19 protein-coding genes are annotated in these 21,438 nt (G+C 65.0%); 3 read left to right on the top strand and 16 right to left on the bottom strand.

Annotation, left to right across the window (positions count from 1 at the left end; translation table 11 throughout):
* The first annotated feature begins 35 nt into the window (after positions 1-35).
* Positions 36-680 (top strand): glutathione binding-like protein, encoded by a 645-nt coding sequence (locus N2604_RS09135; RefSeq protein WP_260374412.1) that lies wholly within the window; start codon positions 36-38, stop codon positions 678-680.
* Positions 681-761: 81 nt separating this feature from the next.
* Here N2604_RS09135 and N2604_RS09130 read toward each other — a convergent pair whose 3' ends face one another.
* From N2604_RS09130 to N2604_RS09085, 10 genes are all read right to left on the bottom strand, one after another.
* Positions 762-1,529 (bottom strand): ABC transporter substrate-binding protein, encoded by a 768-nt coding sequence (locus N2604_RS09130; protein WP_260374411.1) that lies wholly within the window; start codon positions 1,527-1,529, stop codon positions 762-764.
* A gap of 17 nt (positions 1,530-1,546) precedes the next feature.
* Positions 1,547-1,825 carry a cytochrome c gene (locus tag N2604_RS09125; protein ID WP_260374410.1) on the bottom strand — a complete coding sequence of 93 codons (279 nt, stop codon included), beginning with the start codon at positions 1,823-1,825 and terminating at the stop codon, positions 1,547-1,549.
* Between the two features lie 152 nt (positions 1,826-1,977).
* Positions 1,978-3,696, bottom strand: coding sequence for a PQQ-binding-like beta-propeller repeat protein (locus N2604_RS09120; protein ID WP_260374409.1), 1,719 nt, complete (start codon positions 3,694-3,696; stop codon positions 1,978-1,980).
* A 655-nt stretch (positions 3,697-4,351) separates the two neighbouring features.
* On the bottom strand, positions 4,352-5,656 hold the full coding sequence (locus N2604_RS09115; protein ID WP_260374408.1) for a TRAP transporter large permease: 1,305 nt from the start codon (positions 5,654-5,656) through the stop codon (positions 4,352-4,354).
* A 31-nt stretch (positions 5,657-5,687) separates the two neighbouring features.
* The gene (locus tag N2604_RS09110; RefSeq protein WP_260374407.1) at positions 5,688-6,281 is read right to left on the bottom strand and encodes a TRAP transporter small permease subunit; all 594 of its coding nucleotides are present in this window, start codon (positions 6,279-6,281) and stop codon (positions 5,688-5,690) included.
* Between the two features lie 9 nt (positions 6,282-6,290).
* Positions 6,291-7,292: a TRAP transporter substrate-binding protein gene (locus N2604_RS09105; RefSeq protein WP_260374406.1), complete on the bottom strand. Its 1,002-nt coding sequence runs from the start codon at positions 7,290-7,292 to the stop codon at positions 6,291-6,293.
* 33 nt (positions 7,293-7,325) lie between these two features.
* Positions 7,326-8,984 (bottom strand): hydantoinase B/oxoprolinase family protein, encoded by a 1,659-nt coding sequence (locus tag N2604_RS09100; RefSeq protein ID WP_260374405.1) that lies wholly within the window; start codon positions 8,982-8,984, stop codon positions 7,326-7,328.
* 2 nt (positions 8,985-8,986) lie between these two features.
* Entirely contained in the window at positions 8,987-11,071 is a 2,085-nt protein-coding gene (locus N2604_RS09095; RefSeq protein ID WP_260374404.1) for a hydantoinase/oxoprolinase family protein, read from the bottom strand.
* 141 nt (positions 11,072-11,212) lie between these two features.
* A complete protein-coding gene (locus tag N2604_RS09090; protein WP_260374403.1) occupies positions 11,213-12,034 on the bottom strand; it encodes an NAD-dependent protein deacetylase in 822 nt (273 codons plus the stop codon).
* Between the two features lie 58 nt (positions 12,035-12,092).
* On the bottom strand, positions 12,093-12,929 hold the full coding sequence (locus tag N2604_RS09085; protein WP_260374402.1) for an SDR family oxidoreductase: 837 nt from the start codon (positions 12,927-12,929) through the stop codon (positions 12,093-12,095).
* 163 nt (positions 12,930-13,092) lie between these two features.
* Between N2604_RS09085 and N2604_RS09080 the strand changes: the two genes are divergently transcribed.
* A protein-coding gene (locus N2604_RS09080) for an IS630 family transposase (RefSeq protein ID WP_409241691.1) occupies positions 13,093-14,032 on the top strand; the annotation gives its coding sequence in 2 pieces (ribosomal slippage) (positions 13,093-13,428 and positions 13,430-14,032; 939 coding nt in all).
* Between the two features lie 12 nt (positions 14,033-14,044).
* Here N2604_RS09080 and N2604_RS09075 read toward each other — a convergent pair.
* Entirely contained in the window at positions 14,045-15,358 is a 1,314-nt protein-coding gene (locus N2604_RS09075; RefSeq protein ID WP_260374400.1) for a uracil-xanthine permease family protein, read from the bottom strand.
* Positions 15,359-15,482: 124 nt separating this feature from the next.
* Between N2604_RS09075 and N2604_RS09070 the strand changes: the two genes are divergently transcribed.
* Complete coding sequence (locus N2604_RS09070; RefSeq protein ID WP_036021811.1) at positions 15,483-16,817, top strand: dicarboxylate/amino acid:cation symporter; 1,335 nt, start codon at positions 15,483-15,485, stop codon at positions 16,815-16,817.
* A gap of 259 nt (positions 16,818-17,076) precedes the next feature.
* On the opposite strand, the gene N2604_RS09065 is transcribed toward N2604_RS09070, so the two are convergent.
* From N2604_RS09065 to N2604_RS09045, 5 genes are read right to left on the bottom strand one after another with little or no spacing between them, the layout of a single operon-like run.
* Positions 17,077-17,424 (bottom strand): RidA family protein, encoded by a 348-nt coding sequence (locus N2604_RS09065; protein ID WP_025034068.1) that lies wholly within the window; start codon positions 17,422-17,424, stop codon positions 17,077-17,079.
* 14 nt (positions 17,425-17,438) lie between these two features.
* Positions 17,439-18,560 (bottom strand): FAD-binding oxidoreductase, encoded by a 1,122-nt coding sequence (locus N2604_RS09060; RefSeq protein ID WP_260374399.1) that lies wholly within the window; start codon positions 18,558-18,560, stop codon positions 17,439-17,441.
* On the bottom strand, positions 18,557-19,975 hold the full coding sequence (locus N2604_RS09055; protein ID WP_260374398.1) for an NAD(P)/FAD-dependent oxidoreductase: 1,419 nt from the start codon (positions 19,973-19,975) through the stop codon (positions 18,557-18,559). The genes N2604_RS09060 and N2604_RS09055 overlap by 4 nt, the downstream gene beginning before the upstream one ends.
* Positions 19,972-20,268 carry a (2Fe-2S)-binding protein gene (locus N2604_RS09050; protein ID WP_260374397.1) on the bottom strand — a complete coding sequence of 99 codons (297 nt, stop codon included), beginning with the start codon at positions 20,266-20,268 and terminating at the stop codon, positions 19,972-19,974. Before N2604_RS09050 ends, N2604_RS09055 begins: the two co-directional genes overlap by 4 nt.
* 31 nt (positions 20,269-20,299) lie before the next feature.
* Positions 20,300-21,436 carry an FAD-binding oxidoreductase gene (locus tag N2604_RS09045; RefSeq protein ID WP_260374396.1) on the bottom strand — a complete coding sequence of 379 codons (1,137 nt, stop codon included), beginning with the start codon at positions 21,434-21,436 and terminating at the stop codon, positions 20,300-20,302.
* Positions 21,437-21,438 lie beyond the last annotated feature (2 nt).

Here is a 21,438-nt window from a genome sequence, read left to right as displayed (position 1 = left end):
GACACCCAAAGAGGAATTGCCCAAGGAGGCTACAGATGGATCTCTATTTCTCGCCGCTTGCCTGCTCGATGGCGACACGCGTCGCGCTGTATGAAGCCGGCGCCGAGGCGAATTATCTCGAAGTCGATCCACCGACCAAGAAGGTTTTGAACGACGGCTCGGACTTCCGCGCCGTAAATCCGATCGGCCTCGTGCCGACGTTGCGAACCGACGACGGCGTGGTGCTGACCGAGAACGCCGCGATCCTGCAATATGTCGCGGACCGTTTCCCGCAAGCCGGCCTCGGCGCGAGCGCCGGCATCGAACGCACCCGGCTGCATCAATGGCTCTGCTTCATCGGCACCGAGCTGCACAAGGGTCTCTTCATCCCCGTGCTGGACCGCAAGGCGCCGCAGGAAGCCAAGGCCTATGCCCTGGAGAAGAACCTGTCGCGGCTCGACTATCTCGACAATTACCTGAAGGGACGCGAGTTCCTGCTCGACCATTTCAGCGTGGCCGATGCCTATCTCGCCACGGTCATCAACTGGACCATGGCGACGCCGCCGATCGAGCTTGCGAAATGGCCGAATGTGAAGGCGTATTACGAGCGGCTGCGTCAACGGCCGTCATTCGCGAGGGCGATCGCCGAGGAGTTCGAGCTGTACAAGGCCGAGCTCGCGCGGAAGAAGGCGGCCGCCTGAGGCGGACGCGAACTCCGTATGCGCGCGTCAGCGACGCTATCCCGGCTCAGTCGGGACAGCGTCGCTCCGTGGTGCGGCTCGCTATCTCGGCGCCTGCAGCGCGATGCCGTAGCGGCGATAGATCCGGTCGATCGTGCCGTCGCTGCGCAGCCGTTCCACCGCTGCGTCGATGGCCTCGCGCAACGGATCGTCCGGGCGGACCATGCCGACGCCGACGTTCCAGTTCAGATCGGCCGTGCTCTCATCGCGATCCAGGATCCGAAGCGGATTGTCCGGATGGGTCAGATTGAAATAGCTCGCCGCAGTGGGCGTGACCGCGGCGGCATCGATCTCGCGGTTCGACACGGCCTCCAGGCTGTCGCTCTCGAAGCCGAAGGTCGATATCGGCACGCGCCGCCGGCCGATGATCATGGCTGCGATCGATCCGACCTGCACGCCCACCTTGGTCGATTGGTTGAGGCTCGCGAAGGACGTGAGCGTGCTGGATGAGGGCACGGCGAGCGCGACGCCCGTGCGATAATACGGTTTCGAGATCTTCAGGCGGGTTTCGCCTTGCGCTTCGCGATCGGCGATGACGTCCAGAAGAATGTCGCAGCCGGCGCTGCGCATCTGGTATTGCGTGATGATCCAGTCCAGCCTCAGCTCGACACCGAGCTCGCGCGCCAGCACCCGGCCGAGCTCGACCTGGAACCCGGGCGGATCGCCGGTCTTGTGCGCGAAGGGGAGCGAATTGGGATGTGCGCACAGCCCGATCACGCCGCTGGAGCGGATCGCCTCCAGGGATCGCGCCTGCGCCTGCCCCGACAGAACGATGGCGGCAGCGACGATGACCGGGACAAAGATCTTCATTCCACGCTCTCTGCGAGTCAGCCGTCGCGCGGTTTCAGGGCGCGGATGTATTTGACGATCTGGTCGATCTGGGCATCGGTGAAGGCGCCGTCGAAGGCCGGCATCGCCCCTTGCTTGCCGTGCTTGATGCGATCGCGAATGAAGTCGTCGTCGCGCGGCGAATTCATCAGTTGCGGCCCTTTGCCGGCTGCCCGGCCACCGTCGGAGTGACAGAAGCCGCAAGTCCCCGCGAACACCTGCTCGACCTCGAACGCCGCGTGCTCCGGCACGGGCGTGGCGGATTGTGCCTGGGCCATCGCAACCCACAGCAACGAGGCGCCCAGCCCCGCCGGAATCGTTCTGCAAGGCAGTCTCAACAGCTACGCTCCATTCCTGATCCACGCACGGCCGCGACATCGATCGAGGAGTGGGCTTGCGCCCGCTCCTCGATCCGAACATCTGCGGCAGACTATTTCAGGCTGAAGACGACCAAGGCGCCGTCGTCACGCGGCATGCTCTTGTAGACGCCGCCGAAGTTCGGCCCATATTCGTCTGCCAGCATCCCGCCGAAGCCCGCCGTCACCGCGATATATTGCTTGCCGCCGACGGAGTAGCTGACGATGCCGCCCTGGTGGCCGGTGCCGTTGTTGTGCTTCCACAGCTCGGCGCCGGTTTCGGCATCATAGGCGTGCAGCACGCCGCGGGAATCAGGCACGAAGACGAGGTTGCCCGCGGTCGACAGCACGCTTCCGAGCGGAGGCTCGGGATAGCGAACCTCCCATTTCTTCGCGCCCGTGATCGGATCGCGCGCGTCGAGATGTCCGTAGATCTCGCCACCCGGAGGAGGCACCATCTTGAAATCGGCACCGATGTTGAGCTGGGCCTGCGGCGTGGTGACCGGTGTCGTCTTCTGGATATCCAGCGTCATGCACCATTCCTGTCCGATCTTGTAATAGAGACCGGTCTTGGGGTTGTACGAGCCGGCGTTCCAGCTGATGCCGCCGCCGATGAACGGACACAGCGGTGGTTCGGTGACCTTGCCGACCGGGAAATCGCGACGGCCGATCAGCGCGCCGGTCTTGGGATCGATATCCTTGACGAAGTTGATGTTCTCGACCAACCGCCAGACGTTCTTCACTTTGAGATTGCGGTCGTAGACGAAGATGAAGCCGCCCTTGTTCGGGTGGACCACGTATTTCTGGCCGTCACGCTCGAGCATTACGAATTCGCCGACGGCGCTGTCGAAGTCCCAGGCATCGTGCGGCAGTTCCTGATGGTAGAATTTCAGCTTGCCGGTGTCGATGTCGAGTCCGATCACCGAGCTCGTGTAGAGATTGTCGCCGGGACGCGCGCCCTGCGTCTTGTAGTCTGCGCCCGACCAATCGTAGAGCGGTGCCGGGTTCGCAGTGCCCCACAGGATGGTGTTGGTCTCGGAATCGTAGGTGCCCGGCATCCAGCCGCCGCCACCGCCGGTGCGCCAGGAATCGTTGCCCCAGGTCTTCATGGCCTCGTCGGTGCCTGCGACCGTGAGGAACTCCCACTTCTTCTTCCCGGTCGCGGCATCGAGCGCGAAGATCGGGCCGCGGCCCGGCCATTCGCCGCCTTGCGCGCCGATGATCACGCTGCCCTTCGCGTAAAGCGGCGCGCCGGTGAAGCCGACCGTCAGCTTCTGCGAGTCGATCAGCCTGGACTCCCAGAGAACCTTTCCTGTCTTGGCGTCCAGCCCGAAGACACGGCCATCCATCGTGCCGACGAAGACCTTGCCTTCGCCGAGAGCGACGCCGCGGTTGTAAGGAGAATGGGTCTGCCGGCTGATCAGCGCTTCATCCAGCTCCGGAAAAAACGACCAAATGACCTCGCCGGTCGCGCCGTTCAGCGCGAACACGCGGCTGTAAGAGCCCGAATAGTACAGCACACCGTCGGCTACGAGCGGCATCGACTGCAGCCCGCGCGTCGAGCGTCCGGGAATGTGCATCCACGCCACGCCCAGATTGCCGACATTGCTCGCATTGATCTGCGCAATCGGGCTGTAATGATAGGATTTGTACGAACCGTGATAGGTGAGCCAATCGTTCTGGCCGGCGGCCTCGATACGGGCCGTATCCACGGACTGCGCCAATGCCGCCGTCGCTGCAAATGTCGCAACGACAACGACAGGCAAGGCCGAGCTGAGCCACTGTTTCCTCATTTGCACTTCCTCCCGCTCTTGTGTTTGTTGATTGCGTCTCGTGAACGCCGCCGCGAGGGGTTACTTGCAGTTCAGTGAGCGTCGATCGTCCTCCATCGGACCGAATCGTCAACAGACGTCCCCTCTCTCGGCGCATCGCGCCGAGGAGCCACATTCACCGGAGTGGTTGCTATTGTACTTCTGCTTGCCGTGACAGTGTACGACGGATCACAGGACGTGCAAACACGGAATGCGCACTGAAGGCGACTTTGATGCAGGGCGACTTGAAACGGCAGCGGCGCTGACCGTTTTTGCTTTCGATCATGCTTATCCTCGCGGCGTCGTTCGCCCGAGCTTTGCTATCCTTTTCCGCCCTTATCTGAAGCAAGGGCGCAGGGAAGGCCGGGCGCCGGCTGGCACCCGAAGTCCCGCGTGTGCGAAAAGAAGCGCGCACGGGGTGGACGACAGGTGACGCCGGGTCAACCCGGCCTTCCCTGCGCGGATGGTTTTCACGGTGTCCTTCGTAGCGATTGCGTGCAACACCTAATCCTGCATCAGCTCCGGGGTGATGACCTCGAGACCGCGCTCGGAGACGCTCAGGCAAGCCATCCACGAGTCAAGCCATAGAGCCGACGGTCTCAGGCCGGCGGCTTGCCGGCACCCGCTCTCGACCAATTTACCCGTACAGCACTCGCGGCAGGATCGTGACGATGCCCGGCCACACCGTCAGCAGTAGCACGAAACCGATCATGATCATCAGATAAGGCATCGTGACGCGTGCGATGTAGCCGAGGCCGTCTTCGGTGAGGCCCTGGATGACGAACAGGTTGAAGCCGACGGGCGGCGTAATCTGCGCCATTTCCACGGCGAGCACGAGGAAGACGCCGAACCAGACCTCGTCGAAGCCGGCGCCCTTCACGATCGGCAGCACGATCGGTAGCGTCATCACGATCATCGAGAAGCCGTCGAGGAAGCAGCCGAGCACGAGATAGAAGACGATCAGCGCCACGATCAGCATGAACGGCGACAGGCCGAGGCCCTTGACGAACGCGGCCACCGCCTGCGGGATGCCGAGGAACGCCGCGGCATTGCCGAGGATGGAAGCGCCGAGCACGATCAGCGCGATCATCGAGCAGGTGACGACCGAGCCGATCAGCACGTCGCGGATCACCTGTTGCGACATAGCGCCCTGCGCCCAGGCAACCAGAGCCGCGCCGAGCACGCCGACGGCAGCGGCCTCGGACGGCGTCGCGAGCCCGCCATACATCGATCCGAGCACGCAGGCGATCAGAAACAGCGCCGGCGCGAGGTCCTTCAGCGCGGCGAAACGTTCGCCCCACGGCACCTGCGAAAGCTTGGCTTCCGTCTCCGGCACCATGGCGGGCTTGAGGCTCGTATGCAGCATCACCCAGGCCATGAAGGTCGCGGCCAGCAGAAGCCCGGGCAGCACGCCCGCCGTGAACAGCTTCAGGATCGAGACGTCGCCGAGCACGCCGTAGATGATCATGATGTTCGACGGCGGGATCAGGAAGCCGAGCGTGCCGGCGCCGGCGAGCGAGCCGATCGCAATGTCGCGCGAATAGCCGCGGCGCAACAGCTCGTTCAGCGACATGCGGCCGATGACCTGCGTGGTCGCCGCCGACGAGCCCGAGATCGCCGCGAAGATGGTGCAGCCGATCACGTTGACATGCAGCAGGCGCCCGGGCAGCAGTCCGGCCCACGGCGCGAGCCCCTGAAACAGCGAGCGCGACAGGCGGGTTCGAAACAACAGCTCGCCCATCAGGATGAAGAGCGGCAGCGCCAGCAGCTCCTGCGTAGTGAGAATGTTCCAGGCGTATTGCGGCAGCAGCTTGTCGAGCGGAATCGAGCGGAACATCGCGAGCAGCAGCGTCGCGGTGAGCGCAAGCGTGAGGCCGATCCAGACGCCGCAGGCCAGCAGCGCAAACAGGATCGCGAACAGGGCGACGACTTCGATGGTCATGCGAACTCGAATCTCGATGCGGGCAAGGCGGTCATTCGACGGGCGAGGCCTTCATGCGATGATCCTCCAGCGGCAGGCCGAGCGCGGCCTGGATCGCGCGCGCCAGGAACTGCAGCGTCAGCAGCAGCATGCCGAAGGTGACGATCGCTTGCGGAAACCACAGCGGCGTGTCGCTCGAGGTCGAGACCTGGCCGCGGACGAAGGCGCTCCAGGCGAACTTCGCCATGGCCGAGGTCAAGAACGCCATGAAGGCGAAGCCGGCCGCCGCCGAGAGGATTTCCAGCGCGCGCTGCACCAGCACTGGCGCGTTCTTCAGGAGCAGCACGACGCGGATGTGGCCGCCGACGCGCAGCGTCATGGCGGCGCCGAAGGTGAAGGACGCCGCCATCAGATAGGACGAGTATTCCCACGCGATCGAGATGGTCGGCGGGAAGAACGGCAGGAAGTTCGACAGGAAGCGGGTTGCGACCTCGCACAGCATCAACAGAGCCAGCATCAAGAGACAGAAGCCGCCGATCCAGCCGTCGAGCCGGCCGAGGCGATCGATGCCGTCGAGGACGATGCGCAGCGGCGCGGGCGCCGCTGCGTTGAGGCTTGAAGGTGCTTCGGGCGTAACGCTCACCACGCCTCGCCCTCAGCCGCGCTTCATTTCGGCGAGATAGGCCCGCACCGGCTTGTCCGCCGCCGGCACACGCTTGAGGAAGGCATCCAGCTGCGGCGCGGTCTTGGCCCGGATATCCGCCATCATCGCGTCCGAGACCGGCACCACCTCCATGCCGCCTTCCTTGAGGCGGTTGAGGCTGTCGACGTCGGCCTTGAGCGAATTGGCCCAGAAGCCCGGCTCCATCTTCGCTGCGATATCCGCAACCAGCTTCTGCTGATCTGCGGAGAGTGCCTTCCAGGAATCGAGATTGACGGTGAGCATCTGCGACGACCAGACGTGGTTGGTCGGGTAGACGTATTTCAGGAACTCCCAGAACTTGCCGTCGACGCCCGACACCGACGAGGTGGAGACGCCGGCCACGGCGCCGGAGGCGAGCGCGGGGATGGTTTCGCCCCAGGGGATCATCACCGCCGCCATGCCGATGGCGTTGAGCATCTCGACCGCGTTCTTGTCGGGCACGCGGATCTTGATGTTCTTGAGGCCCTCGACGTCGGCGACCTTCGACTTCAGATGCAGATATTGCGTCGGCCACGGCACGATGTAGAGGATCTTCTGGTTGTTGCGCGCGGCGATCTTCTCGTATTCGGGCCGCACATATTTGTGCAGCACCTTGAGCTCTTCCACGGAGCCGCAGAGGAAGGGGATGCTCTCGACGCCCATGAAGGGCTCGTCGCCGACCTGCTGGATGTTGAGGACGTCGGCGAGCGGCACGAGGCCGTCGCGCACGGCGCGCAAGTGCTCGGGCCCCTTGAAGCCGAGCTGACCGCCAGCCTTCACGGTGATGGCCACCGCACCGCCACTCTGCTTCTTCACCTCCTCGGCGAAGGCCATCGCATTCTGAGTGTGGAAATTGCCGTCGGGCCAGACCGTCGACATGTCCCAACTCGCCGTCGCCGCACGGGCGCGGGTCGAGATGTGGCCGGCAGCGAGCAGCGTTGCTGCGCCCGCAGTGAAGTTCCGTCGCGTGATCATTGCTCCCCTCCGTTTACCAAGCGCGTTGATGCATCAACGCGCGTACCCATAAACCTTGACGGCGTTCTCCGAAGACACGAGACCGCTCGCGACGTCGTCGTTGACGGCCGCGCGATCGCGTTCCCTGGGGTCGCCGATGCCGGCACCGCCTGGCGTCATGACGACTAGCCGATCGTCCGGCGGCACCTGCTGAAAGCCTTTGCCGCGCAGTTTCTTGCCGGACTTGAGACCGACATAGCCGGCCTCGCCGTTCCGGCCGCCGTCGCGCCCGCGCGGCGGATGATCGATGCGATCGAACGCGGCGAGAATGTCGAACGGCGCATCGACGCCGCTGCCGACCTCGATGATCTGGCCGAGGCCGCCGCGGGTGCGCCCTGCCCCACCGGAATCCGGACGCAGCTCCTTGCGCCAGAAGATCAGCGGCGTCTGCGTTTCCGCGATCTCCACCGGCGTGCCGCGCACGCCGCTTGGGTAAGCGGTCGCCGACAGCCCGTCCTTGCCGAAGCGCGCGCCGGTGCCCCCATTGGAGGTGACCGCCATCGAGAACCCGTAATTGCCGCCGGCGCCGCTTCGGGTCTGGCCGCGCACGTTGAGATTCCACAGGCAGGATGTGCCTTCAGCGGGCACGCGCTCGGGAATGATCTGACGCAGGCAGCCGAACACGACGTCAGGCAGCATCTGGCCGATGACGTGACGCGACGCCACGGGCGCCGGCTTCGGGGCATTGAGGATGGCACCAGCCGGCGCCGAGACGGTCAGCGGCGAGAGCGAGCCGGCATTGTTCGGGATCTGCGAGGCGACGACACAGCCGAGGCCGAACACGGTGTAGGCGGTGGTGTAGGACAGCGGCACGTTGATGCCGAACTTCGAGGCCGCGGATGTGCCGTCGAAATCGACGTGGATGCCCGTGTCCGAGATCGTCAGCGTCGCCGCCAGCGTCACCGGCGCATCATAGCCGTCGACCACCATGGTGTTGCGCCAGCTGCCCTTCGGCAGTTTTGCGATCTCGGCCAGCACGGCCTCGCGCGAGCGCTCGCAGATGTAATCGCCGAGCTCGTCGAGCGTGTCGATGCCGAACTCCGTCATCATCTCGACCAGGCGCTCGCAGCCGACGTCGTTGCAGCCGGCGAGCGAATAGGTATCGCCCTCGGTATCGATCGGCAGGCGCGTGTTGGTGCGGATCATCGCCATCAGCGTCTCGTTGACGACGCCCTGATCGATCAGCTTCAACATGGGGATGTAGAGCCCCTCCATGAACACGTCGGTGGCGTCGGGCCCGAAGCCGATGCCGCCGATGTCCATGAGATGGCTGGTGCAGGAGAACAGCGCGACGACCTTGCCGTCCTTGAAGCAGGGCGTGGTGACGACGAAATCGTTGAGATGACCGGTCCCCATCCAGGGATCGTTGGTGATGTAGGCATCGCCCTGCTTCATCGTCTCGATCGGGAAGTGAGCGATGAAGTGCTTGACCGATTCCGCCATCGAGTTGACGTGGCCGGGCGTGCCGGTCACCGCCTGCGCCAGCATCCGCCCCTTCAGGTCGAACACGCCGGCCGAGAGGTCGCCGCATTCGCGCACGATCGGGCTGAAGGCCGTGCGCAAGAGCACCTGCGCCTGCTCCTCGACCACGGCGATCAGCCGGTGCCACATGATCTGAAGATCGATCAGGCTCGCGCCATTTGCCTTGCTCATGATCAGGCCGCCTTTCGTTCCATGACGATGCTGCCCGCACCGTCGATATGCGCGTCGAAACTGGTGGAGACGAAGGTCGAGGTCTCGTCTTCCGCGATCACGGCGGGGCCCGCGATGGTCGCCCCCGGCGCCATGTCCTCGCGGCGATAGAGCGGGATCTCGATCACTTCTCCGGCCCGGCCGTCGAAGAATTTTCGGCTGCCGGACGCCTTGGCCGCGGCCTTGCGCGCCACCGCCGCAACGGCAGGCGGATTGCGCGCCTCCGTGGTCGCGAGCACCGACCAGCTCAACACCTCGATCGCCGCGCCCGGGATCGGCCGCTCGAACATCGCTGAATAGTCGGTCTCGAACTGCTGACGCAGGGAGGCGAGATCGGCGGAGGTCAGCGGCCTGTTCGGCAGCTCGACGGTGATCTCGTGGCCCTGGCCGACATAGCGCATGAAGGCCGCGCGGCGCTCGCGCACCGGCGCGCCGGACGCTCCCGGCTCGACCAGCGCACGCGCTTCTGTTGCCATCTCCTGCAAGAGATCGGAGACCGCCTCGGTGTCGAAATCATCGAGGCGGACGTGCCGGCTGCGCACCAACTCATAGGCGATCGGCGCCGCCAGAAAGCCGACCGCCGAGCCGACGCCGGCATTCGACGGCACGATCACTCGGGAGACGCCGATCTTCTCGGCGACACGCGCCGCATGCAGCGGCGCGGCGCCGCCAAAGGCGATCAGCGTGTGCTGGCCGACCACGGCGCCGCGCTCGACCGCATGCACGCGCGCCGCGCTCGCCATGTTCTCGCAGACGACCTCGTGCACGGCATAGGCCGCGGTTTCCGCCGACAGGCCCAGCGCCGCACCGACATCGCGCAGCAGCGCCTGTTTCGACAGCTCCGGATCGAGCTTGATCGTGCCGGCCGCAAAGGCGTCAGGGTCGATCATGCCGAGCGCAACGTCGGCATCCGTCACCGCCGGACGCTGACCGCCGCGGCCATAGCAGGCCGGCCCCGGCTCCGACGAGGCGCTCTCCGGGCCGACGGTGACGCGCTTCATCGCGTCGACATGGGCGATCGAGCCGCCGCCGGCGCCGATCTCGACCATCTCGATCACGGGGATGCGCACCGGCAGGCCGGAGCCCTTGAGGAAGCGCGCGGCGCGATCGACCTCGAACACGCGTGAGGTCTCGGGCTGGTACTTCTCGATCAGGCAGATCTTCGCCGTGGTGCCGCCCATGTCGAAGGAGAGCACCCTGCTCTCCCCGAGCCGCGCCGCGATCTGCGCCGCGAAGATCGCGCCGCCCGCAGGACCGGATTCGACGAGACGCACCGGAAAGCGCCGCGCGGTCTCGATCGAGGTGACGCCGCCGCCCGACGTGACCAGATAGATCGCGCCGCGAAACTGCTCGACCTGCAGGGCATCGGCCATGCGGGCGAGATAACCGTCGATCAGGGGTTGCACATAGGCGTTCGCAACGGCCGTGGAGGTGCGCTCATATTCGCGGATCTCGGGACACACCGCCGACGACACAGTCACCGAGATGCCGGGCATCTCTTCCACGATGATCGCCGCCGCGCGCCGCTCGTGCTCGGGATTGGCGTAGGAGTGCAGGAAGGCGATCGCGACGCTCTCGACGCCGAGTTCACGCAATTTCGGCGCGAGCGCGCGCACTGCCGTCTCGTCGAGCGGGAGGCGGACGGCGCCATGGGCGTCGATACGCTCCGGCACGGTGAAGCGGAGGCTGCGCGGGGCCAGCGGCTTCGGCTTGTCGATGCTGAGATCGTACTGGTCGTAGCGGCTCTCGGTGCCGATATCGAGCACGTCGCGAAAGCCTTCGGTCGCGATCAGCGCCGTCTTGGCGCCGCGCCGCTCGATGATGGCGTTGGTCGCGAGCGTCGTGCCGTGGATGAAGACGTCGATATCGCTGATATGGGCGCGCGCATCGGCAAGAATGAGCCGCATGCCGTCCAGCACCGCCTGCTCGGGGCGCTGCGGCGTCGTCAGCACCTTGCGGGTTTTTCGATCTTGTCCCACGTCCAGCACGATGTCGGTGAACGTGCCACCGATATCGACGGCAAGCCGCACCTCGGCTCCCTCAAGCATTCCAATTTCTCCGTGCTGGTCGTCAAGACTGGGTCCAAAAAGCGCAGCAATTCCTGTGCCATGAGGCATGCCGGCGGCGCTGTGCCCGGCTATTTTGCGCGGCACCTATGCAATAGGCAAGGCGTGTTCGCGCCTGAGCGATCAGAGCAGGAATGCAAGCGCCGCTTCGCAGCGCTCCTCGACCTTCAGCGTCAGGAGATCGTCGGCGCGGGTACGGCCGAGATTGACGGCGGCGATCGGAATCTGCCGTTTCGCGGCGGCCTGCACGAAGCGATATCCGGAATAGACCATCAATGACGAGCCGACGATCAGCATGGCATCGGCCTGCGCCAGATGATCCTGTGCCGTGGCCACCACCTCGCGCGGCACGTTCTCGCCGAAGAACACGACGTCGGGCTTGAGGATGCCGCCGCAGGCTTCGCAAGGAGGTACCTCGAAGGAGGAAAAATCCTCGTGCTCGAGATCGGCGTCGCCATCAGGTGCATCTGCGGCATCGAGCGTCAGCCATGCCGCATTGGCGCGGCCAAGAGCGTGCTGAAACTGGTCGCGAGGCGTCTTGCGACCGCAGCCCATGCAGCGGACCAGATCGAGCCGGCCGTGCAGGTCGATCACCTGCCGGTGGCCGGCCGACTGATGCAGCCGGTCGACATTCTGCGTCAGCAGCATCCCGCATCGCCCATTCGCCTCGAGCCGGGCCAGCGCACGATGCGCATCGTTCGGCTTCGCCTGGCCGAACCGCCGCCAGCCGATCAGGCTGCGCGCCCAATAGCGCCGGCGCGTAGGCTCGTCGGACATGAAGGCCTGGAAATTGACCGGCTGGGTCCGCTTCCAATTGCCCTGGCTGTCGCGATAGTCGGGAATGCCTGAATTGGTGCTGCAGCCGGCGCCGGTCAGCACGAACAGATGTTCGTGCCGGCCGACGAAATCCTGGAGCGGGGAATTTGCCAGCGGAGAACTTGTCATGGCGCATGATGTAGTCTGCGCCGGCGGATTCTGCCAGATGCCGCGTGGCGGCCCGAGTTCAGCTCGCCCAGTTCTCGCGAAACTCCGGAAACAGCGTCATGCCTCCGCAGGCGTAGATGGTCTGACCGGTGATGTAGCTGGCATCGTCGGAGGCGAGGAAGGCGAACACGGCGGCGATCTCTTCGGGCGTGCCGACGCGGCCGAGCGGAATGTGGCTGGTGACGACGCCGCGCTTTTCGGGATCGCCGGTCCAGGCCGCGTTGATCGGCGTGTCGATCGCGCCGGGACCGACCGCATTGACGCGGATGCGGTGCAGCGCGAATTCGAGCGCCAGCGTGCGGGTGAGACCGGCCATACCGCTCTTGCTGATGGAATAGGCGAGATAGCCGGGTTTCGGGATGGTCTGATGGACGCTGGAGCAGTTGATGATGCTGCCGCCTCCACCGCGCGCGACGAAGTGCGCCAGCGCCTTCTGCGCGCACAGCACGGCGCCGTTGAGATTGACGTCGATGATGCGGCGATAGGTTTCGACGTCGAGTGCCTCGCTCGGCGATTCCCGCTGGAAGCCGGCATTGTTGACGAGACAATCGAGGCGCTTGAAGCGCGCCAGCACGGTCTCGAACATCGCGGCGATGTCCTGCTCATTGCCGATATCGGCCTTGACGACGATATGGTCGAGCTTGCCGTGGCCGCGATCGCTCGATGCAATTCGTGCAAGGGCAAGGGTCTCCTCGGCATTGCCGGCGTGATCGAAATAGTTGATGGCGACGGTTGCGCCTTCCTGCGCCAGCCGGATGGCGACGGCGCGGCCGATGCCTTGCGAGGCGCCGGTCACCAGCGCGTATTGGCCGACGAGGCGCGAGGGAAACGAGGTCGAGCGTTCGGTTTGCGACATGTGTTCTCTCCGGGATGCACCATCATGGATGGAACCGGTCTTTTGTTCCATTCCTTGCAGATGCAGGAATCTAAAGCGGGATGGGTTTAGACTGAATCGATTTGGGATTCCCAAATCAGTCGGTTTCTGATTCACCATGCTGGCTGGACGGAGGCCAGCATGGATGGGCAAGCCGTACTCTCTTGATCTTCGCAAACGTGTTGTGGCCGCGATCGAGGGCGGGATGTCCCGCAATCAGGCCGCCAAGCAGTTTGGGGTGGCAATCAGCACGGCCATCGGCTGGATGAAGCGGGTTGATGAGACCGGCAGTGTCGAGCCTAGCCAGATCGGCGGCTACAAGCCGAAGGCAATTTCGGGTGAGCACGCGGTCTGGCTGTCGCAGCGGATCAAGGACGGCGATTTCACCATCCGCGGTCTCGTTGCTGAGCTCGCCGGGCGCGGCCTGAAAGTCGATTATCACTCGGTATGGGACTTCGTACATGCCGAGAAGCTCAGCTTCAAAAAAAAGCGTGGCGGCTGGCGAACGCGATCGTCCCGACGTCGCGCGGCGGCGAGCCCAGTGGGCAAAGTATCAAAGTCGCGTCGAAGCTGAACGGCTGGTCTTCATCGACGAGACCTGGACCCGGACCGATATGGCCCCCTTGCGAGGATGGGCGCCGCGCGGGCACAGACTTCACGCCAAGGTTCCCCACGGCCGCTGGAAGACCATGACCTTCCTGGCGGCCCTGCGCCATGACCGGATCGATGCGCCATGGTTCATCGAGGGGCCGATCGATGGCGTGAGCTTCCGCACCTATGTCGAGAAGGTCCTCCTGCCGACCCTTCAGCCCGGTGACATCGTCGTCTTGGATAATCTCGGTAGCCACAGGAGCAAAGCGGTTCGCCAGCTCATCCGTTCGGTCGGCGCCAAACTCTTCTTCCTGCCAAAATACTCGCCAGACCTGAACCCCATCGAACAAGTCTTTGCCAAGCTTAAGCACTTGGTCCGCAAAGCTGCCGCGCGAACCGTTGACTCCCTCTGCGCTGCAATCGGCCACGCACTCGATGCCTTTACCTCAGAGGAATGCGCCAACTACCTCAAAAATTCAGGCTATCGAACCTAATGCCATCGCGCTTTAGTCGGCTCGCTGCGCGAGCGGCGAGGTCAGGATCTGATAGAGGATGATCGCGCCAAAAGTCGCGGTGCCGATGCCGCCGATCGTGAACGCGCCGAATTTGAGCGTGAGATCGCCGGCACCTGCCGTCAGCGCTACCGCGACCGTGATGAGGTTCGCAGGATTGGCAAAGTCGACCTTGTTCTCGACCCAGATTCGTCCGGCCATCGCCGCGATCAGCCCGAACAACACGATCGAAAGCCCCCCGATGACGGGACCCGGGATGGACAAGATGAGTGCGCCGAATTTCGGCGAGAAGCCGAGCAGGATCGACACCAAGGCCGCGAACGCAAACAGCAGGGTCGAATAGACCCTGGTCGCGGCCATCACGCCGATGTTCTCGGCATAGGTGGTGACGCCGGTGCCGCCGCCGCACGCCGCTACGATGGTCGCGAGACTGTCCGCGAACAGGGCACGACCGAGATAGGCATCGAGGTTTCGGCCCGTCATGGCGCCGACGGCCTTGATGTGCCCGAGGTTCTCGGCAACGAGAATGACCGCAACCGGCGCGATGAGGAAGATCGCATCGGCATGGAAGCTCGGCGCCGTGAAGTTCGGCAGCCCAAACCACGGCGCGGCCGACAGCTGCGTGAAGTCGATCGGCTTGCCGAAGCCGAGGCCGTTCGCGAACAGCAGGTACAGCAGATATCCGCCGACCGCGCCGAGGATGATCGGCAGTCGGCGCCACAGGCCCGGGGCTGCAACGGCCAACACGCCGATGATCAAGACGATGGCGAGCCCGATTCCCGTGTCGAACGCATTGGCACTCACCGCCTTGACCGCCACCGGCGCGAGATTGAGGCCGATCGCGGCGACGACAGCGCCGGTGACGGCCGGCGGCAGCAGCCGCTCGATCCAGCCGACGCCGGACCACATCACGACCAGCGAAATCAGGCCATACAGCACCCCGGCGCCGACGATGCCACCGAGGGCAACCGACAGGTTCGGATTCGGCCCCTGCCCGGCATAGCCGGTGGCGGCGATGACGACGGCGATGAAGGCGAAGCTCGAGCCGAGATAGCTCGGCACGCGCCCGGCAACGACGACGAAGAAGATCAGTGTGCCGACGCCGGAGAACAGAACTGCAACGTTGGGATCGAACCCCATCAGCAGCGGAGCGATGATCGTCGCGCCGGACATCGCGACGCAATGTTGAAGACCCGAGACGATGGTCTGGCCCCAGGACAGCCGCTCCTCCGGCATGATCACGCCCGAGGTCTTGAGCTTCCAACGTGGAAAATAGCTCTGCTCGTCCGAGCCTGTCGCGATCGTCATGTTTCCCCCGGTTCCGGTGCAGCGATCGATGGCGTGCCAACAGACAAAAATGTGATTGTCGCTTCTGCGGCGCCCATCACATGATGCAAATCATGCACGATCAATCCGTTCCCGAGCCTGCATTATGACACAGATCGCGATTCCGTCAGCCATCCAGCGCCGGCACCAGCCCTGGTACAAGATCCTCTACGTCCAGGTGCTGATCGCGATCGCACTCGGCGTGCTCATCGGCTATGTCTATCCCGATCTCGGCAAGGCCTTGAAGCCGCTCGGCGACGGCTTCATCGCACTGATCAAGATGATGATCGCGCCCGTGATCTTCTGCACCGTGGTGCACGGCATCTCCTCGATGGGCGATCTCAAGCGGGTCGGCCGGGTCGGGCTGAAGTCGCTGATCTATTTCGAGACGGTCTCGACCGTGGCGCTCGCGGTCGGCCTTCTGGTCGGCGAGATCCTCCAGCCCGGGCACGGCTTCAATATCGATCCGGCCACGATCGACCCGAATTCGGTGGCGACCTACGTCACCAAGGCCAAGGAAGAGGGCATCGTCGCCCATCTGATGGCGATCATTCCCGACAGCTATCTGGGTGCGATTGCGCGCGGCGACCTCTTGCAGGTGCTGCTGATCTCGATCCTGTCCGGCTTCGCCATCGCCTTCCTCGGCAAGGCCGGCGAGCCCATTGCGGACGCGATCGACAAGGCGGCGAAGATGTTCTTCGGCATCATCCGCATCATCGTGCGCGTCGCGCCGATCGGCGCCTTCGGTGCGATGGCGTTCACCGTCGGCGCCTACGGCCTCGGCTCGCTGCTCAATCTCGCCGCCCTGATCGGCACGTTCTATCTGACCAGCATCCTGTTCGTGCTGATCGTGCTGGGTTCGATCGCCCGGCTCGCCGGCTTCTCGATCCTGCGCTTCATCGCCTACATCAAGGACGAGCTGTTGATCGTGCTCGGCACCTCGTCCTCCGAGACCGTGCTGCCGCAGATGATCCAGAAGATGGAGCATCTCGGCGCCTCACGCTCGGTGGTGGGCCTCGTCATTCCCACCGGCTACAGCTTCAACCTCGACGGCACAAACATCTACATGACGCTGGCGACGCTGTTCCTGGCGCAGGCGACCAACACCCATCTGACCATCTGGCAGGAACTCGGCATTTTGGGCATCGCCATGATCACCTCGAAGGGGGCCTCGGGCGTGACCGGCGCCGGCTTCATCACGCTCGCCGCGACGCTGTCGATCGTGCCTGATATCCCGATCCAGTCGATCGCGATCCTGGTCGGCATCGACAAGTTCATGAGCGAATGCCGCGCGCTCACCAACCTGATCGGCAATGGCGTCGCCTGCGTCGTCATCAGCATCTCCGAAGGCGAGCTCGACCGCGACGCACTGCACGAGACCATGGCGCATCCGCTGGAGATCGGCGAGGCGCTGGAGCCGGGTGGAGGCGCGGCGTCTTAGGCCGCGCAGTCGGTGAGCAGACGACGCCTAGTTCCGATGCGGTAGTTTCCCGGAGTAGCAAATTGATGCAGCCCGCGTCACAACAATGGCGTTGGGATCACGGATTGATACTCATTCTTTCCGCCCGACGCGCTGGGGGCAGGGCGTCGGGCTTTTGGTAATCATTGCCGCATGCGATCTGGCGGCGGGTCAAATTCCCTCTCATGAAATGCGTTGGTAAGATCGGGCGATCGCCCGATCTTGGTCCCGCCGATCGCGATCAGCCTTTCAGCGCGGTCACCACCACCTCGATCAGCGCGCCACCGCCGAGATCGGCGACGCCGACGGTGGCGCGGGTCGGCAGGTTGTCGCCGAAGAATTCGGTCCAGGCCGCGTCCATCTCCTTCTTCTTCGAGAGATCGGTGACGAAGATCGAAGCGCTGACAACGCGCGACTTGTCGGTTCCCGCCTCCTTCAGATAGCCGGCGATCTTGCCGAGGATGTTGCGGGTCTGGTCCCCCATCGAGACCGAGGTGTCGTCGGCGATGGTGCCGCCGAGAAAGACGAAGCCGTTGGCTTCGACGGCGCGGTGCATGATGGGCGTGCGGATGCTGCGGGTAATGCTCATGATGTCCTCTTCTTTTAGAGCGTGGAAGGGTGGAAGCGGTCGATGCCGAGATCGCCAATGCGGGTCTGGGTGCCGCCGTTGACGATCAGCTCGGCCATCACGGCGCCGGCGCCGGGGCCGAGCTGGAAGCCGTGCAACGAGAAGCCGAACTGGTGATAGAGGCCCTTGTGACGGGAGCTCGGCCCGAACACGGGGATGTCGTCCTTCATCTTGGCCTCGATGCCGGCCCAGGCGCGAACGATGGTCGCGCTGCGCATCACCGGAAACAGCTCGAACACGGTCTGCGCGCTGGTCGCAAGGCTCTTCCAGTCCAGCACCGTCTCGTTGCGGTCCTGGTAGGGCGTCGCCAGATGACCGCCGCCGATCAGCACGGTGCCGTTCTTGAACTGCTTGAACGACAGCTTTCGCCCGCGCAGGATCACGACGGGGTCGATGAAGTGGGGCACGCGCGAGGTGATCATCAGCATCGGCGCCACGGTCTCGACCGGCACCGGTTCGCCGAGATCAGCCGCGATCTTGCCGGCCCAGGCGCCGGCGGCGTTGACCAGCACCGGCGCGGCAAAGCTTTGCGAGCCGACATCGACGTGCCAGAGGCCGTCGCGGTGCCGGATGTTGCCGGCGGCCACGCCTTCGCGCACGATGGCACCGAGCTGCTCGGCCTTGCGGCGGAACGCCGTCGTCGTCTGCGCCGGATTGGCCGCGCCATCACGGCGCGAGACAACGCCACCGGGACAGGTCTCGGCCACCGCGGGCACCAGGCGCCGCAGTTCGGCGGCGTCGATCAGTTCTTCGTGGGTGAAGCCCAGCGCGTTGAGCTCGGCGACGCGCGCGCGGCAGGCGGCGAGCTCGTCCTCGTTCTCGGCAACCAGCACCTGACCGTAGCTCTCGAAGCTGCAATCGTCGTCGAGGAGATCGGTGATCTTCTCCCAGATGCCCATCGAGCGGATCGAGAGCGGGATCTCGGGGATGTGCCGGGCGAGCTGGCGCACGCCGCCGGCATTGACGCCCGAGGCGTGGCGGCCGGCATAGTCCTTCTCGATCAGCACCGGCTTCAGGCCGGCGAGACACAGATGCAGCGTGGTCGAGCATCCGTGGATGCCGCCGCCGATGACGATCGCATCCACGTTTGTGCTCATCCGCGCACCACGGCCTTGACGTCGGCCTCGCTCTTCGGAACGGCGGCAAGCTCGGCCAGCGTGATCGGCTTCACCGGCGCGCGCAGCCGGTAATAGCCGATCTCCTGCGGCGTCTTCCCGCGCGCCTGCGCCATCAGCTCGGTGACGGTAAGGCCGCAGAGCCGGCCCTGGCACGGGCCCATGCCGGTGCGACGATAGGCCTTGAGCTGGTTCGGCCCGGTCGCGCCGATCGCGACGGAATCCAGAACGTCCTTGGCCGTCACTTCCTCGCAGCGGCAGACGATGGTGTCGCCCGAGGGAATGCGGAAATGCGGCGCGGGGCGGAACAGCGTGTCCAGGAAGACACGACCGCGCTCAGCCTTGGCGAGATCGGAACGGAGCGTCGCCATTGCGGGAAGTTTTGCGGCAGAAGCGGGCGCCAGTGCTTCGACCGCGGCGCGCGCGGCAATGCGACCGCGCACAACGGCGGCATTGGCACCGCCGATGCCTGCACCGTCACCGGCGATGGCGATGCCGGCAACTGACGAATTGCCGCTCACGTCCAGCACGGGCGACCAGCACAATTGCAGGTCATCCCAGCGATGCTCGATGCCGGCGGACATCGCCAGATTGACGTTGGGCACGACGCCCTGATGCAGCAGCAACAGATCGGCAGGAATGGTCTCGCGCTTGGTGCCCGCGACGTAGCTCACAATGGCGAGCTGGCCGTCACCGGCCGCCGAGAGCTCGGTGACGCCAGAGACGACCTGCACCTTCGCCTTCACCTCGCGCATCATCGACAGGCCCTTGGCGAAGTAGGGCGAGGTCAGGAAGGCGAAAGCGTGCGGCAGCGCAGCGAAATAATTGCCGCGTTCGGTGGTGTCGAGAATGCGATCGATGCGGCCGCCAAGCCGCAAAATCTGGGCGGCGAGCAGCCAGAGCAGCGGCCCTTGCCCTGCGATCACCGTGCGTCCGTCGGGCACCAGGGCCGAGGACTTCAACATGGTCTGCCCGGCGCCCGCGGTCATCACGCCCGGCAGCGTCCAGCCGGGAATCGGGAATGGCCGCTCCAGCGCGCCGGTCGCGAGAATCACGCGCTTTGCCTTGACGAAAGCGGACGCGCCGCCGACCGAGACGGCGATGTCGAGATTGCGGTCGAGGCTCCAGACCGTGGCACGCTGGATCACCTCCGCGTTGCTTGCGCGCAGCGACTGGACGAGATCGGCCCCGGCCCAATAATCGGCGCCGAGCTGATTGCGCTCGGTGACCGGCGTCGATGCGATGGCGCGGAACACCTGGCCGCCGGGGCCGATATTCTCGTCGAGCAGCAGTGTCGACAGGCCGGCTTCGGCGGAGGTCGCCGCGGCAGCAAGACCCGCCGGCCCGGCGCCGATCACCACGACGTCGTAGTCTTCGCGCTTGGGAGCTACAGTCATTTCCCGATCTCCCGCTTGCCCTTCTGGATTTCAACCTGCATGCCCTCGGCGACGGACACGAGGCAGCCCTGCCGGTTGCCGACGCCATCGATGGTGACGAGGCAGTCGAAGCAGACGCCCATCATGCAATAAGGCAGACGCGGCGCGCCGCTGACTGCGGTGGAACGCCGTGCGTCAACGCCGGAGGCCAGCAGCGCGGCGGAGACGGTGTCGCCCTGGCGCGCCGCGACGGCGACGCCGTCGACGAAGATCTGCACCTGTGGCCGCTTGTCCTGTTCGGATCGCTTGAACATGGGGATGCCTCTTGGCTCCTTCTCAAAATCTTCAATAACCGCTGCTGTTAGCAGCACCTGCGCCACCAAAACGGCTGGCGGAGAACGCACCGACCAGCTCCGGCTCGAGCGCGCCCTGCGCCACCATGCGCGCGATCTCGAAGGCGTGGTTGGAAGCCAGCGTGACGCCGGAATGGCAGCAGGCCACGAAGGCGCCGGGATGCGTCTCCGACTGATCGTAGATCGGAAAGCCGTCCTGCGGCATGACGCGGATTCCGGACCAGCTCCTGACCACGTTGAGCCGCGCCAGATGCGGAAACATCCGCTGCGCACGATCGGCCATGACGCCGCTGATCGACGGCTTAAATGTGCGATCGTCCAGCTCGTCCTCCTTGCTGTCGCCGATCATCACCGTGCCCTCGTCGGTCTGGCGGATCGTGGTCAGCGGATGCGGCAGGAACGGCATGGTGCGCTCGGTCACGACGACTTGGCCGCGAGTCGGGCCCATCGGCGCAAGGAGGCCGACCATCGGCGCCAGCGTCTGGTTGGCATTGCCGGCGGCGAGCAGGATCTTGGCGGCACGCAGCTCGCCCTTCGGCGTGGTCAGGCGAAATTCGCCGCCGCTCTTGCTGATCGCCGAGACCGGCCGCTCCGGAAAATAGTCGATGCCGAACGCAATGAAGCCGGTGTGGAAGGCGCGGAACGTGCGCAGCGAATTGACATGCCCGTCGAGCGGACAATAGCTGCCGCCGGACACCTCGGGGCCGATCAGCGGTAGCGCCTTCTTGATCTCGGACGGCCGCAGCATCTCCATCTTGTAGTCGGCCGCGCCGACCTGGTTGTGCATGCGCTTGACGAGTTCGGTGCGCTGGCCGAATTCCTCCTCGCCGAGGGTGAGGTGAAAGCCGCCATTCTGCTGCAGGGCGACGTCGAGGCCGGTCTGCTGCTTCAGCTCGGAAGCAAGCCGGCCCCATGCCTGCGAGGCCTGCACGGTCCACACCGTATAGGCGGGCATGCCGAGCCCCTTGCTCTGCACCCATACCAGCGCGAAATTCGCGCGCGAGGCGCGCTTGGTGATGTCGCCCTCGTCGAGCACGGCGACCTTCTTGCCGAGGCGGCCGAGGCCCCAGGCAATGGCGGAGCCGAGCAGTCCGCCGCCGACGACGGCGACGTCGTATTCTCCTGACATGA

Origin of the sequence: Bradyrhizobium sp. CB1015, from assembly GCF_025200925.1 — a bacterium.
Taxonomy (GTDB): domain Bacteria; phylum Pseudomonadota; class Alphaproteobacteria; order Rhizobiales; family Xanthobacteraceae; genus Bradyrhizobium.
The sequence above is the reverse complement of the archived record's forward strand: the minus strand, read 5'-3'. Positions and strand labels throughout refer to the sequence as shown.

Excerpts from the sequence above, each read along its gene's own strand:
- N2604_RS09135 (WP_260374412.1), top strand. The coding sequence starts at position 36 with ATGGATCTCTATTTCTCGCCGCTTGCCTGCTCGATGGCGACACGCGTC.
- N2604_RS09130 (WP_260374411.1), bottom strand. The coding sequence starts at position 1,529 with ATGAAGATCTTTGTCCCGGTCATCGTCGCTGCCGCCATCGTTCTGTCG.
- N2604_RS09125 (WP_260374410.1), bottom strand. The coding sequence starts at position 1,825 with ATGGCCCAGGCACAATCCGCCACGCCCGTGCCGGAGCACGCGGCGTTC.
- N2604_RS09120 (WP_260374409.1), bottom strand. The coding sequence starts at position 3,696 with ATGAGGAAACAGTGGCTCAGCTCGGCCTTGCCTGTCGTTGTCGTTGCG.
- N2604_RS09115 (WP_260374408.1), bottom strand. The coding sequence starts at position 5,656 with ATGACCATCGAAGTCGTCGCCCTGTTCGCGATCCTGTTTGCGCTGCTG.
- N2604_RS09105 (WP_260374406.1), bottom strand. The coding sequence starts at position 7,292 with ATGATCACGCGACGGAACTTCACTGCGGGCGCAGCAACGCTGCTCGCT.
- N2604_RS09100 (WP_260374405.1), bottom strand. The coding sequence starts at position 8,984 with ATGAGCAAGGCAAATGGCGCGAGCCTGATCGATCTTCAGATCATGTGG.
- N2604_RS09095 (WP_260374404.1), bottom strand. The coding sequence starts at position 11,071 with ATGCTTGAGGGAGCCGAGGTGCGGCTTGCCGTCGATATCGGTGGCACG.
- N2604_RS09090 (WP_260374403.1), bottom strand. The coding sequence starts at position 12,034 with ATGACAAGTTCTCCGCTGGCAAATTCCCCGCTCCAGGATTTCGTCGGC.
- N2604_RS09085 (WP_260374402.1), bottom strand. The coding sequence starts at position 12,929 with ATGTCGCAAACCGAACGCTCGACCTCGTTTCCCTCGCGCCTCGTCGGC.
- N2604_RS09075 (WP_260374400.1), bottom strand. The coding sequence starts at position 15,358 with ATGACGATCGCGACAGGCTCGGACGAGCAGAGCTATTTTCCACGTTGG.
- N2604_RS09070 (WP_036021811.1), top strand. The coding sequence starts at position 15,483 with ATGACACAGATCGCGATTCCGTCAGCCATCCAGCGCCGGCACCAGCCC.
- N2604_RS09065 (WP_025034068.1), bottom strand. The coding sequence starts at position 17,424 with ATGAGCATTACCCGCAGCATCCGCACGCCCATCATGCACCGCGCCGTC.
- N2604_RS09060 (WP_260374399.1), bottom strand. The coding sequence starts at position 18,560 with ATGAGCACAAACGTGGATGCGATCGTCATCGGCGGCGGCATCCACGGA.
- N2604_RS09055 (WP_260374398.1), bottom strand. The coding sequence starts at position 19,975 with ATGACTGTAGCTCCCAAGCGCGAAGACTACGACGTCGTGGTGATCGGC.
- N2604_RS09050 (WP_260374397.1), bottom strand. The coding sequence starts at position 20,268 with ATGTTCAAGCGATCCGAACAGGACAAGCGGCCACAGGTGCAGATCTTC.
- N2604_RS09045 (WP_260374396.1), bottom strand. The coding sequence starts at position 21,436 with ATGTCAGGAGAATACGACGTCGCCGTCGTCGGCGGCGGACTGCTCGGC.